Raw genomic sequence first — 14,137 nt, 5'->3', positions numbered from 1 at the left:
AAAATAGTAGTATTTTGAGTAAGAAAATAACTTAAGGATTTATGTTTCTTGTGGCTACATGAATGTTTAAAAAAATAGAAGAGGCTGATGAATTGATTTATAAAGGAAAAAAAGATTATTAAAGTGAAATTATCTCATAAAACAAACTCTTTTAAAGGATAAATTTTGACCAAAATTAGACAATAATGGTATGATAATTTGGTCGAAAAATGATCAATAATTCCCGTGTCGATACGATAAGAAAATTTGATCAATTTAAAGAGTAAAATTTCATCTATTGAAAAAATTTATCTAAAGGAGATTGCACAATGGATTATAAACAGGCAGGAGTTGACGTAGAAGCGGGAAGAGAATTTGTCAAAAAAATATCGGAAAATGTAGCTAGTACCTATCGTAGAGAAGTTTTAGGCGGTTTAGGGGGGTTTGGTGGTTGCTTTGAAATCCCTGCCGGTTATCAACAACCTGTCTTAATTTCAGGTACAGATGGTGTTGGTACAAAATTAAAAATTGCCCATCAATTGAATCGTCATGATACTGTGGGAATTGATTTGGTGGCGATGTGTGTTAATGACATTCTTACTTCTGGGGCTGAACCTTTATTCTTTCTGGATTATTTAGCTACGGGTAAATTAAATGGTAATCAATTAGCAGAAGTTATCAATGGCATTGTTATTGGCTGTAAAGAGAGCGGTTGTGCGTTATTGGGGGGTGAAACAGCAGAAATGCCAGGATTTTATCAACAGGGTGAGTATGATATAGCTGGTTTTTGTGTTGGTATTGTGGAAAAAAGTAGAATTATTGATGGTAGTGCTATTCAAGCAGGAAATGTTGCGATCGCACTTTCTAGTAGTGGTATTCACAGTAATGGTTTTTCTCTGGTACGTAAAATAATTGAATCTGAGGGGTTAAGTTGGGATTATCAATGTGAAGAATTAGGAGAAAAAACCCTAGGAGAAATTTGTTTAACTCCCACCAAATTATATGTAAAACCTGTGTTGTCAGCATTAAAAACGGGGATTCCCATAAAAGGAATGGCACACATTACAGGAGGAGGCATCCCCGAAAACTTACCTCGTTGTTTGCCAACAGATAAATCCATAGAAGTAAAATTAGATAGTTGGACAATTCCCCCTATATTCCAATGGTTAAAGAAAAAAGGGAATGTGTCCTTAGAAGATATGCTTAATACTTTCAATATGGGAGTTGGCTTCGTGGTGATTGTGGAAGCCCAAGAAGCTGATAAAACAATTCAACATTTTCAAAGTAGTGGTATTGATACTTTTTTAATTGGTAAAGTAATTGAAGGGAAACAAACAATCATATTTAACTGACCATTAGTACCTATTTATATTTACCAACCCTCTATTCATTACTCATTATCAAGAAGAAAATGTCTATTGAAACAGAAAATCAGGATTCTCTCACAGAATCCCCGACACCTCCCCCATTAAAATTATTGAGTAGCAAAGAGCAAATTAACTTGATCAAAAAAGGGGAAATAATAGAAGTTAATCTTCCCCCAGTTAATAAAAGTGAAGCTAATCAGTGGGGCAGAATTATTGACGATTTTAAAATTAGATTGCAAAAAATAGACAAATCTTGGCAATTAGGTACAAAAACGGTCATTAAAAGTGGCGATCGCCTCTTAGATATAAGACAATTAAGTGAATTAGAAGGAATACTCGAAAACATCGGCTTAACCTTAGACATTATAATTACCCGTCGTCGTCAAACGGCTGTAGCGGTAGCCAGTGCCGGTTATTCTGTGAAGCAAGAATCATCTTTAGTCACCTTTAGCGACACTAAAAAAGAAAAAAAAGAAGAAAATCAAGCTCTCACAGAACCTTTATACTTAAAAACAACCATTCGCTCAGGAGTAGAAATTTGTCATCCTAGCACGATTATTATTGCAGGGGATGTTAACCCCGGAGCAACAATTATTGCGGGGGGAGATGTCTTAATCTGGGGTAACCTAAGAGGAATTGCCCATGCTGGTGCTAATGGTAATAAACAGGCATTAATTATGGCATTGAAAATGTTACCCACTCAATTACGTATTGCGGATTTAGTTGCTCGCGCCCCCGATAATCTTCCTGATAACTATATCCCAGAAATTGCTTATATTAGTAATGAAGGAATCAAAATCAACCCCGCAGAAAATTTTTATCGTTCCTATGAATTTATAGCAGACAAAAACTATTGGCAAATTAGATGATAACTTTTTTTGGGGATGAGGGGGTTTACCCCTTATTTATACAGGGCTGTTTCATACTAAAATCTTTGTTTAAGAGGGAGTAATAAGTAACGAGTAATGAGTAATGAGTAATGAGTTTTGATAATTTATTATGATTAATTGATTGTTTCAAGATTTTTTATTCTTACTTAAAATCTGCAAGTCAAAAATCCCCCCATCTCCCTCTCCCCTTATCTCCCGCTCTTTTTTTTTCTCGAAAATGAAACAGCCCTGCCTTATTTATATCAACGAAAATTTTATAGCGGACTCAGGTATAATCACAATGAATCGCCGTTTGTTAGTAATCAGTAATGGTCATGGAGAGGATGTAATTGCAGTCAAAATTATTCAAGAATTATGGAAACTACAAAAAATTAATTTCTCCTCTGATTCTAATCAAGAGTATTGCCCAATAAATATTACTGCTTTGCCCATGGTAGGGGAAGGTTTTGCTTATCAAAAAATAGATATACCCCTATTAGGAAAAGTTCAAAAAATGCCCTCGGGGGGGTTTATTTATATGGATGGTCGCCAGTTATGGAAAGATATTAAAAGTGGCTTAGTGGGTTTAACCCTTCATCAATATCAACAAGTTAAACAGTGGAGCAGGGAAGGGGGTTTAATTCTGGCAGTGGGGGATATTTTACCTTTACTTTGGGCAAACTTAAGTGGTGTTAATTATTTTTTTGTCGGCACGGCAAAATCTGAATATTATTTAAGAAATGAAGAGGGGTGGTTAGAAGATGTTAGTATTGTTGATCGCTTTTTGGGTTCGATTTATTATCCTTGGGAGCGTTGGTTAATGAGCAGTAAATCTTGTTTAGGTATTTTTCCCAGAGATAGTTTAACGGTTGAGTCTTTGCAAAATTACGGTATTCGAGCTTATGATTATGGCAACCCGATGATGGATGATGTGGACATATCTTTTTCTCCTGTCCAAAATCCAGATGATGAATATACCTTAAAAGTATTATTGTTACCCGGTTCAAGATTACCAGAAGCCCTCGATAACTGGCAATTAATCCTTTCTGCTGTGGATAGTTTATTAGAAATTCAAGATTTAGATTTAAGATTTGTGGGTGCGATCGCATCTTCTCTAAACTTAAATGTCTTTGCCGAAATTGCCCAAAAATTTCAATGGAAACCGATTCAAAAAAAATCAGTTAACATACCCATTGAAGATCCTGATAAAATGATTCTTACTAAGAATAAAGCTCAATTAATCTTGAGTCAAAATAGTTATGCTCAAAGTTTACAATATTGTGATATATCAATAGCGATGGCAGGTACAGCAACAGAACAGTTTGTCGGCTTAGGAAAACCTGCGATCGCATTTGCTGGTACTGGGGCGCAGTATAACCCAAAATTTGCGAAGAATCAAAGCCGCTTATTAGGAATATCCTTACAACTGGTGGAAAATCCTCAACAAGTAAAAGATAAAGTGCAAGAATTACTATCTAACCCAGATTTATGGCAATCAATCTCAGTTAATGGTAAAAAAAGATTAGGAAGTGCAGGGGGTGCAAAAAAAATCGCCCGTGAATTATTAAGCAAACTAACCCAAAGAAGTGAAGTATAGCAAAGGTAAATTTTAAGATGGATGCCCAAGAATTGATAGAAAGATATAACCGAGGGGAAACAAACTTTCAAAAAGTTGATCTTCAAAATCAAAAATTAACAAATACAGTGCTTCACAGAATTAACTTAAAAGAAGCTAATTTGAGTGGTGCTTGTTTTGAAGGATGTTTTCTCACCCAAGCAAACCTAAAAGAAGCAAATTTAGAAAATGTCGTTATCCAAGGAGATTTGAGTGCCGTTAACTTGATTCAATCCCAAATAATTAAAGGAGATTTGCAAAATAGTGACCTCACAGACGCTAGTTTAAGAAATGCAAATCTGAGTCATAGTAACTTTAGTCATAGTAAGTTAATTTGTGCATTATTACATGATGCTATTTTAAAAAACGTCAATTTGAGTCATGCAATTTTGATTAACAGTCTTTTAAGTCGAGCTAATTTGACAGATGCTAATTTACAGGGTGCTAACCTACAAGGGGCAAACTTAACTAATGCCATTATGATTAACACTAATTTAGAAAATGCCAATTTATCTCTTACTCAAATGAATTCTGTTAATGGTGTGGGTATCAAAGCATCCCATGCTAATTTCAGTCATGCTAATTTAAGCGGAGGGAATTTTGCTAACAGTATTTTTCATGGTGCTAATTTTTATCATAGTATGATGACTTGGTGTAGTCTCAAAATGGTGGATTTCTCCGAAGCCAATCTTTCTGAAGCAAATCTATTATGGTCAAATTTAACTCGTTCTAATCTAACTAAAGCTAATTTAGTTCATGCTAATATTAGTCAGGCAAACTTCGATCGAGCTGACCTAACAGAAGCTGTGATGAAAGAATAGCTAGAGAGTGTTTTTATTCTTCCAACTAAATTACTGAGTTCAATATAAAATTGTCTGGTGGTGCTGGGGGGAGTAGAAGAGAGAAAAGTCATAATAATTTGCAGAAAACTTATGTTTATTGATTTTCTTCTTGTTATTTTTTGTTAAATAATTGACGCTAAAGAAATATCATGCTTGAAACCAGCCACCGGCAATTTGTCTAAGTCAGACATTCCTACTGAACAACTGAGGTATATTAGACATCTGGTAGAAAATATTAATATAGGCTCGTAGTTAGGGCTTGGTTCCCTTATTTTGAGAATTGTTGGAGACGTTTATTAAATAGCTTGAGTGTTGTGGGGATTATTTTTGATAATCAAAATCGAAAAATAGTTTAACTTTAAATGGGGCAATAAAGTAAGATTACGATATACTTTTTCTTCTGGTTGAGTTGCTTTTTCTACTATATAAGAAGAGGATAATAAACCTTTTTGTGCCAAAATTTGCCATACTTTTTCATAAACAGAAGCTACTTTCATTAAAACAATGACTTCCGCCCAATCCAAAACTTTTTCTAACTCTTCTACCGAATAAAAAGCAGGTAAAACCACTAATTTTTCATCTTGCACAGTTAAAGGAATATCTAATACAGAAGCGGCAACCATTGGAGAAGATACCCCTGCAATTCTTTCTATTCTGAGATTAGAGTCAATTTTTTTGATATATTCAGCTAAATAAGTAAAAGTGCTATAAAAACTAATATCCCCTTCACAAGCAAAAGCCACATCTAAACCTTTAGCTAAAAATTCCCAAACCTGTAATGCCACTTTCCGCCATGACCTCTCTAAAATTTCTTGGGACAATGTATAGGGGAAAGTGAGAGATAGTTTTTTTTGGTGGGGTTGCAAATAATTTTGAATGATAGTTTCTGCTTTGCCCAATTTTTGATTAATTCCAGCAGGAAAAGCAATTATAGGACTATTTTTGATGACTTTTAAGGCTTTAATGGTTATTAACTCTGGATCTCCTGTACCAACGCTGACACCATAAAGAGTGCCAATTCTTGAATTCATCAATATTTATATGTCAATCTTATTTTTATTGTGCTAAATATATCATTTTATCTTACAGCGTCAGAATAAGCGGCTCTCTTAGTCCTCGTCGTGTAAATTATTGGTTAGGAAAAGGTATCAGGTGGCAGGTTTCAGGTTTTAGGAGAAAGTAACGAGTAAGGAGTAGAGACAAGGGGTGATGAGGTGATGAGGGGAGGAGGAGATGGGGAGATGAGGAGAAGGGGTGAGAGGGGGAAGTGAGAATGGGTTCGGAGTTTTTAATTTTTAATTTTTAATTCTTAATTATCAACTATTCACTATTCATTAATTGCCCTTTTCTCCATCACTCATAGATGAAAATTTATCCCAAACTCAGGTTATTTTAAAATAATAGCCTTAACCCCTATATTTGCAAGAGACTGGGATACTTGTTCGGCGTTTTCCTGAGTGCTAAACACCCCCACTTGTAGTAAAGATTGTCCTTGATAATTAGTTTTAAAGGCTTCAGGATAGAGAGATTTTACTCCCACTTCTTGGTTATTACCGTTAGTTTTAGCTAAAACTTTATATACAGTTTGACTATTGTTAGAAGAAGATTGTAAAGATTCAGAAGGCATATTATTGCCATTATTTTTGATATTCTCAGAATTTGTTGAATTAGAAAAAACTAAAATTTCCCGCAGATTTCTCCTTTTACCTAAATTATCCATAGAGGAGTTATTTGAGTTGTTGTTAACTGAAACGGAATTTGAGTTAGAGTTTTGAGGACTTACGCTTATATTGCGGATACTATTGTTAGAGTTTTCTACCACAATTTTATTCGTCGTGGGAGCATTATTAGAGGTAGTATTTTCTGTCGAAGGTGTAACGTTCAAAGGGGAAACAGAAACAGACAATTCGTTAGTAGGAGTAATATTTCGAGGATTAACATCAGCAGTTTGTTGGGGGCTATAAGGCTCATTTAGAGGAGGTATTGCAGGTAAGCTCTGGTTTGATTGGATGAGATTGCCGTCAACTATTTGCGGAGGAGGAGGAGGAGAGTTTCCTTTTACATAATAAATTCCTTCACTAGATATATTTTCTTTATCGATAACGGATAAGTTAGGTTTTGGAGAAGCGTGTGTATTGTCATTAGGACTTTGATTGCTTTCAAGAGGAATAGTCTCATATCCCGAATCATTATAAGGGTCAATGCTAATTTCGATCGCACCCGCACTAACTTTCTGAGGTGTGAGAAGCCATAGAGACGTTAACAAAATTAATGGTAAATGTTGAGGAGAAAGAACTTGATAATTATTCATGAGGAATTCGAGATTAATTTAAAACTTTAATATAGACATCAATTAACTATCAACAATCAGATTCTAACTTGTTTTTGTCTATTTTTTGTTATCCATAAACTATCTAATGTGACCATTTTCACAAAAATTTGTTTCCGAAGTATTTTAAAATTAGCTTCCTCTCAAAACCACTATTTCTCACACTTTCAACTCCATTGCTTCTAACTCTACATAAAGACAATGTCAACTTTTGGTTGACAATATAAATGTTTAGAGGAACATTGTCAATCAAAATACGGTTTTATCCTATCGCCCACTCTTTATAAGTCCCTCAATACCTAAATTCTTTCATAAAGTAAACCTGCTCTTATCCTATATTCTTAAACCAAACTGAGGTTATCATAGAAACTTAAAAAGTATTCATTCAAATTTTTAACCTCTCACCCATCTTTATAAATAAGCTATGTTTTTATCTTCCATTGACAATAAGTGGCAACCCATCATTAAAAAACTAGAATCTGTCTTAGGTAAAAATGGAGTTGTCAAACGAAAAGATGAACTTCTTACCTATGAATGCGATGGTTTACCTCAATATCGTCAACGCCCTGCCTTAGTCACTTTACCCAAAACCACAGAAGAAGTAGCAGAGATTGTCAAAGTCTGTAACCAATACGAAATTCCTTGGATAGCTAGAGGGGCAGGTACAGGTTTATCAGGGGGAGCTTTACCTGTGGAAGATTGCGTTTTAATTGTTACGGCAAGAATGCGTCAAATTTTAGACATTGATTATGATAATCAGCGTATTATTGTGCAACCCGGTATCATCAACAATTGGGTAACACAAGCGGTTAGTGGTGCAGGTTTTTACTATGCTCCTGATCCTTCTAGTCAGATTATATGCTCTATTGGTGGTAATGTGGCAGAAAATTCTGGGGGGGTTCATTGTCTTAAATATGGTACAACAACTAATCATGTTTTAGGTTTAACAATAGTAACTGCGGAAGGAGAAATTCTTAAAATAGGCGGGAAAGTTCCAGAAACTCCCGGATTTGACTTAACAGGCTTATTTGTGGGTTCAGAAGGTACTTTAGGTATTGCCACGGAAATTACCTTAAAAATTCTCAAAACTCCTGAGTCTATTTGTGTTGTTTTAGCAGATTTTCAAAGTGTGGAAGATGCAGGAAAAGCCGTTGCTGGTATTATTCAGGCTGGTATCATCCCCGCAGGTATGGAGATGATGGATAATTTTAGTATCAATGCGGTGGAAGATGTAGTAGCGACTGACTGTTATCCTCGCAATGCGGAGGCTATTTTATTAGTGGAGTTGGATGGTTTAGAGGTGGAGGTGAAAAACTATAAAGAGAAGGTTGCAGAAATTTGCCGTCAGTGTGGTGCAGGTAGTATAACCTCTGCGAATGATCAAGAAACTCGCTTAAAATTATGGAAAGGGAGAAAAGCGGCTTTTGCGGCTATGGGTAAAATTAGCCCCAATTATTTTGTACAGGATGGGGTTGTCCCTCGTTCTAAGTTACCTCAAGTATTAGCTGAAATCAATCAATTAAGCGAAAAATATGGTTATCGTATCGCTAATGTTTTCCATGCAGGAGATGGCAATTTACATCCTTTAATCCTTTATAATGGAGCGGTTGAGGGCGCTTTTGAAACGGTGGAAGAGTTAGGGGGGGAAATCCTTAAGTTATGTGTCCGTGTTGGTGGTAGTATTTCTGGTGAACATGGCATTGGTAGCGACAAGAAATGCTATATGAGTGATATGTTTACGGAAACTGATTTAGAAACGATGCAATATGTTAGAAGTAGTTTCAACCCCAAAGGATTGGCTAACCCTACTAAAATTTTCCCTACTCCTCGCACCTGTGGTGAGTCTGCCAACGCTCAAAAAACGGAATACAAGGGTGCGATCGCATTCTAATAGTTATAATCCGAGTTCAGAGTAAATTTTTATCTATGAGTGATGAGGAAAAGGGAAATTTAACTGTGGGGGCGACAAGGGAGCTGGAAGTATTGATGATAAAAGGATTTCAATGTTAAAGTTCTCGCAAAATTAGATATTCTGGAGCAAAATATTATCTTTGCCTGAAAAAATGTTTCAACTTCCTAATATTTATCAACAACATTTAAAGAATCAATTTAATTTACCTCAATATTTAGCCCTTTATCTGCTACTCAATCTACTTCAGAATCTCAAAACTATTCGACTAGAAGAAATAGCTCGACGTTTTCCTTATCCTATTAAATTACGAAGCAGAGTTAAGAAATTACAGAGATTTTTAAGTTTAATTGGCTTTGTTGCATGAATTAATAAATAGGGAATTTTGTTTCAACAGGTGCGATGTCAGCGAAGCTGAAGCACTGCGCGATCGCCTAAACCTTATATTTATCTGTTATTAACTATATAGCTATCTGCTTTAGCTATTTGTCTCATTCTATTCAACAACAGACATTGAACAAATAGTTCTACTGCCTGGTTATCAAAATTTCTACTACTTACTTTACCTCCAAATATTGTTTTTAACCTAAACATTGTTGTCTCTGAGATAGAACGTCGATGATAGCCACTTTCTTGTTTCCATTCTTTTCTTCCTATTTCTTCGATTCTGTCAATATTCTTATTTCTGTTCCCATCCATATCTGACCATTTTTGGGCATTTTTTTGTGGTGGTATTATTGCTTTTGCCCCTCTTTCTTCTATTGCTTGATAGCATTTTCTTTTGTCGTAAGCACCATCGGTGGACACTTGTTCTATTTCACCCTCGATTATTTCTGATCAACTTTTTAGTACATCACTATCATGACAATCATTTGTTGTTACCTCCGCCACCAGAATTTCACCGGTTTTTTCATCTACCGCTAAATGTAATTTTCGCCACGTTCTTCTTTTACTCATACCATGCTGTCTGGTTTTCCATTCTCCCTCTCCATAAACTTTTACTCCCGTTGAATCTATTACCACATGACCAGATGAAGATGTTTTTTCCACTGGTAATACTATCTCTAGTTTTCTGGCTCTACGAGAAACAGTACTATGGTCTGGTATTGATAAATCTATATTCATCAGGGAAAATAAAGATTCCATCAATCCCTGTGTTTGTCTCCCTGGTAAATTAAACAGTGATTTGACCATCAGAAAAGTTAATATTGCTTGGGAGGAGAAATAATTACTAGCACCTTTTTTACCAGATTTTTCCGTTACTAACCAATGAGACAGTGTATCCTCAGAAATCCAAAATGTCAGACTACCTCTTTGTTTTAAACCCTGATTATATTCTGACCAATTTCTGAGACGATATTTTTCTTTCATAGTTAAGTGACCGTATCTTGAGAGCAAAACAGATGTTATTATTTTATTCTATACACAAAAAGGCTTTAACTCATCATTTATGCAACAAAGCCACTCTGCTTCTTAATTTAATAAGATAAGGAAAACGTCGAGCTATTTCTTCTAGTCGAATAGTTTTGAGATTCTGAAGTAGATTGAGTAGCAGATAAAGGGCTAAATATTGAGGTAAATTAAATTGATTCTTTAAATGTTGTTGATAAATATTAGGAAGTTGAAACATTTTTTCAGGCAAAGATAATATTTTGCTCCAGAATATCTAATTTTGCGAGAACTTTAACATTGAAATCCTTTTATCATCAATACTTCCAGCTCCCTTGTCGCCCCCACAGCCAGTTAACTGCATCTCTAATAGCTTTGTCTATATCAGTTTGAGGTAAACCTAATTCTTTTACAGCCTTCTGAGAATTGTAAAACATATACTGACTAGACATTTTTACCGCTTCCACAGCTACGGAGGGATTTTTCCCTAATTTACTCAAAACATACTCATCTAAATAGGCAACAGCTAAAGGAAACCAAACAGGAAATTTAACTTTTGGGGCAGATTTATTCGCTATTCTGGCTAATTTATCAAGAAATTCTGCTAAAGTTAAGTTTTGATTTCCTAAAATATATCGCTCCCCAGTTTTACCTTTTTCCAAAGCTAAAATATGTCCTTTTGCTACATCTTGAACATCAATAAAATTTAAACCAGTATTTACAAACCCCGGCATTTTTCCCCTTAAAAATCTCACAATAATTTCTCCCGTGGGAGTTGGTTTTAAATCATATGCACCAATAGGAGTACTCGGATTTACTATGACAATATCTTGTCCCGATTTGATGGCTAAATGGGCTTCTTGCTCCGCATAATATTTGGATTTTTTATAATTACCAATTAAATTTTCTACAGGAGATTGATAATTTTCATCAGCTAAAACGCCATCTTTTCTGACCCCAATTGCCGCCACTGAACTGGTGTAAATAGTACGTTTTATATTTGCTTTTCGAGCGGCGTGAAAAACATTTTTTGTCCCTAAAACATTAGTTTGATATAACAATTCTTTATCTTTTGACCAAAGAGAATAGAGAGCGGCAACATGAAACAAATAATCACAACCTATCATTTTATTATAGAGATTTTCATCATTTAAACTCCCCTCTACTAATTCAATATCTAAATTTTTAACGTTCGTTAAATCTGCATTTTTTCTAACTAAAGCTCTTACCTGATAATTTTCTTGTAATAATAATCTTACCAAATTAGCCCCAACAAAACCTGTTGCACCAGTAACAAAAACTCTTCCTTTCATCATAATTAAAATACATAAAATTAAATAAATTTACAAAAAAATAACCTCTTATAGAGAGGTTTTAAATATTATTATTCAGATTAAACTTCTTAAGGTACACCTAAAAAGAATATAATTAATAATTCTCCTCTAAACTCTTTTAATCCCCGAAATCCAGAGGCAATTAAAGCTAAACCCGTGGCAAAAATAAAAGGGGCAATGCTTAATAAATTACTTTCTTTTTCGGTTGGAATTGAACGACTGACGAATAAAGTCCATGCAATTAGTGCTATGCCTATTATACAGGGTATTAATTTTTGTTGAAAATATATTTTTTTTCTTCGCTCCCAAAGTAAGGAATACACTGCTAACCAATACAAACCAATCATTCCTACATGAGCAACATTATTCATTTTCCAAAAAATAGTCAAATTTATGGTTATTAAGGCAGAGAGTATAGCCCATAACCAAAAACCTTTATTTTTAATTAATTCTTGTGGTTTTATTCCATTTATCTCCATTCTATTTTAAGTTTATTTTATGATTATAAACACTAAATACTATCATAGCTTTCATATTTTCATTCTTAAAATTTTTTAATTATCTATGATATTTTTGAATGATCAAATATTTATCTCTAATAATTCCTTAAATTGTTGAAACGGTAAAGCACGACTAAATAAGTAGCCTTGATAATAATCGCATTTATTTTTATGCAAAAATGAGAGTTCTGGTTCTGTTTCTACTCCTTCTGCAATAATTTTTAAGTTTAATTCATGAGCCATTTCTATTAAAGATTTTGTGATAGTGGCATTTTTTGGATTACTTTCAATTTTATTGATAAAGATGCGATCGAGTTTTAAAATATCAAAATATAAATTCTGTAAATATCCTAAAGAAGAGTAACCTGTCCCAAAATCATCGATCGCAATTTTTAAACCTACACTATGTAATTTTTTTAATTTACGTGAAGCCATTTGATGATTATTAACCAAGAGACTTTCACTAATTTCTATTTGTAATAAAGAAGGATTAAAATAATTATCTGCCAGAATCTTTAATATTTTTTGTTCTAAATAATCTTGATCAAACTGCCTTTTTGAAAGATTAATAGATAATCGCAAATCAGATTTAAAATTTTTATGTAGATAATTAAATTCTTCACAGGCAGTATTTAAAATCCAATTATTAATAGTTTCAATAATACCTATTTCTTCCGCTAAAGGAATAAAAATTTCAGGGGAAATATATTTATCTTCAGGATTATTCCATCTCAATAAAGCCTCAGCACCAAAAATTTTATTAGTTCTCATTTCGACTAAAGGTTGATAATAAATTTCTAATTCCCTATTTTCTAAAGCATTGTGTAATTTTGCCTCTAAACTTACCTGTTTTGCCGTAAAACTATGAAAAGCAGGGGAGTAAATTTTATATTGATTTTGTTCTAAATCTTTAGCCGCTTCTTTTGCTTTATACAAAAGTTGATCTATATTTTCTCCATGTATAGGATATAAACTAATTCCTATTTTAAAATCTATATATATTTCCTGTTGTTTATAAATAAATGGTGGAGTTATTTTTTCTAACAAATTAGTTGCTAAATCAATTGCTATTTGTTTTGTTTTGATTGGAGGAATAATTAAAGCAAAATCATCTCCATCTAATCTTGTTAATATATAGTCCTCATTTAAGTTAGCCTTTAATCTTTTTACCAAAGCCTTAAATAACATATTAGCAAGGTCTTGTCCCAACTCGTCCCGAATTAAATAAAAACGACCAAAATTCAAATAGAATAGAGGAATAAATTGAGATTTATTATCAATATCCAAGTCTGCTTGAGAATTTAATTGTTGATAAAATAACTCTAAAATACCATTAAAGTTTTCTACCAAAGATAATTGATTTGGTAATTGAGTTAACTCATCATATTTAGAGATAAAATTAAGTCTTTCCTGCTGAGATGTTAACTGATGAGTAATGTGATTTATTTGATTATATTTTTGCCATGCAATCCTAATATTTGTAACTAAATCTTCAGTTTTATAAGGTTTAACAATATAGCCATAGGGAGAAGTTTCCATAGCTCTATTTAACGTTTTCTCATCAGCATAAGCCGTTAAATAAATAATCGGAACACACATAATTTGATTAATTTTTTTTGCCAAATCTATGCCATCAATATCTCCCTTAATTTTTATATCCATTAAAATTAAATCCGGTTGATTTTCCTTGATTTTCGGTAATACTTTATCATGACTATTTTCCTTTCCTATTACCTGATAACCTAAATTTTCTAAATCTAACTTAAGACTCTCGGCGGCAATAATTTCATCTTCTATGATGAAAACTTTAAGGGGAGTATTCATGGTTTAGTTTTTTATATTTATTGGTACATCAATGAGAATTTAAAAATCTTTATTTCAATGAAAATTAAATTAAAGTTACAAATTTATTATATTTATATTTGATTATTTATTTTTTTATTACCCTTAATAACATAATTTAACTATATGTTAAGATTCATTCTAAATTTCTGTAGTTGCCCC

The 14,137-nt window shown here is 33.5% G+C and carries 12 protein-coding genes and 1 pseudogene; 6 read left to right on the top strand and 7 right to left on the bottom strand.

Annotated elements, in window-relative coordinates; all coding sequences use genetic code 11:
• Window positions 1–308 precede the first annotated feature (308 nt).
• From purM to CYAN10605_RS06415, 4 genes are all read left to right on the top strand, one after another.
• Window positions 309–1,331, top strand: a complete 1,023-nt coding sequence (purM, locus tag CYAN10605_RS06430; RefSeq protein ID WP_015219128.1) for a phosphoribosylformylglycinamidine cyclo-ligase — start codon at window positions 309–311, stop codon at window positions 1,329–1,331.
• 59 nt (window positions 1,332–1,390) lie between these two features.
• Entirely contained in the window at window positions 1,391–2,215 is an 825-nt protein-coding gene (gene minC, locus CYAN10605_RS06425) for a septum site-determining protein MinC (protein ID WP_015219127.1), read from the top strand.
• 301 nt (window positions 2,216–2,516) lie between these two features.
• Window positions 2,517–3,812 (top strand): lipid-A-disaccharide synthase-related protein, encoded by a 1,296-nt coding sequence (locus tag CYAN10605_RS06420; protein ID WP_015219126.1) that lies wholly within the window; start codon window positions 2,517–2,519, stop codon window positions 3,810–3,812.
• Between the two features lie 17 nt (window positions 3,813–3,829).
• A complete protein-coding gene (locus CYAN10605_RS06415; protein ID WP_015219125.1) occupies window positions 3,830–4,651 on the top strand; it encodes a pentapeptide repeat-containing protein in 822 nt (273 codons plus the stop codon).
• A gap of 317 nt (window positions 4,652–4,968) precedes the next feature.
• Here CYAN10605_RS06415 and CYAN10605_RS06410 read toward each other — a convergent pair whose 3' ends face one another.
• Together CYAN10605_RS06410 and CYAN10605_RS06405 are read right to left on the bottom strand one after the other, a co-directional pair.
• A complete protein-coding gene (locus CYAN10605_RS06410; protein WP_015219124.1) occupies window positions 4,969–5,703 on the bottom strand; it encodes a precorrin-2 C(20)-methyltransferase in 735 nt (244 codons plus the stop codon).
• Window positions 5,704–6,059: 356 nt separating this feature from the next.
• Window positions 6,060–6,983 (bottom strand): SPOR domain-containing protein, encoded by a 924-nt coding sequence (locus tag CYAN10605_RS06405; RefSeq protein ID WP_015219123.1) that lies wholly within the window; start codon window positions 6,981–6,983, stop codon window positions 6,060–6,062.
• Between the two features lie 442 nt (window positions 6,984–7,425).
• On the opposite strand from CYAN10605_RS06405, the gene glcD reads away from it, so the two are divergent.
• Together glcD and CYAN10605_RS06395 are read left to right on the top strand one after the other, a co-directional pair.
• Complete coding sequence (glcD, locus tag CYAN10605_RS06400) at window positions 7,426–8,892, top strand: glycolate oxidase subunit GlcD (protein WP_015219122.1); 1,467 nt, start codon at window positions 7,426–7,428, stop codon at window positions 8,890–8,892.
• Window positions 8,893–9,064: 172 nt separating this feature from the next.
• Window positions 9,065–9,277, top strand: coding sequence for a hypothetical protein (locus tag CYAN10605_RS06395; RefSeq protein WP_015219121.1), 213 nt, complete (start codon window positions 9,065–9,067; stop codon window positions 9,275–9,277).
• An 80-nt stretch (window positions 9,278–9,357) separates the two neighbouring features.
• Here CYAN10605_RS06395 and CYAN10605_RS06390 read toward each other — a convergent pair.
• The 5 genes and pseudogenes from CYAN10605_RS06390 to CYAN10605_RS06370 form a co-directional block, all read right to left on the bottom strand.
• Window positions 9,358–10,281, bottom strand: a pseudogene (locus CYAN10605_RS06390) (IS5 family transposase).
• A 73-nt stretch (window positions 10,282–10,354) separates the two neighbouring features.
• On the bottom strand, window positions 10,355–10,540 hold the full coding sequence (locus CYAN10605_RS06385; protein WP_015219120.1) for a hypothetical protein: 186 nt from the start codon (window positions 10,538–10,540) through the stop codon (window positions 10,355–10,357).
• A gap of 76 nt (window positions 10,541–10,616) precedes the next feature.
• Window positions 10,617–11,612, bottom strand: a complete 996-nt coding sequence (hpnA, locus tag CYAN10605_RS06380) for a hopanoid-associated sugar epimerase (RefSeq protein WP_015219119.1) — start codon at window positions 11,610–11,612, stop codon at window positions 10,617–10,619.
• Window positions 11,613–11,701: 89 nt separating this feature from the next.
• Window positions 11,702–12,112: an archaeosortase/exosortase family protein gene (locus CYAN10605_RS06375; RefSeq protein WP_015219118.1), complete on the bottom strand. Its 411-nt coding sequence runs from the start codon at window positions 12,110–12,112 to the stop codon at window positions 11,702–11,704.
• 102 nt (window positions 12,113–12,214) lie between these two features.
• Complete coding sequence (locus CYAN10605_RS06370) at window positions 12,215–13,957, bottom strand: two-component system response regulator (RefSeq protein WP_015219117.1); 1,743 nt, start codon at window positions 13,955–13,957, stop codon at window positions 12,215–12,217.
• Window positions 13,958–14,137: the final 180 nt, after the last annotated feature.

Source organism: Cyanobacterium aponinum PCC 10605 (assembly GCF_000317675.1).
Taxonomy (GTDB): Bacteria; Cyanobacteriota; Cyanobacteriia; order Cyanobacteriales; family Cyanobacteriaceae; genus PCC-10605.
This window is presented reverse-complemented; position numbering and strand designations above follow the sequence as displayed.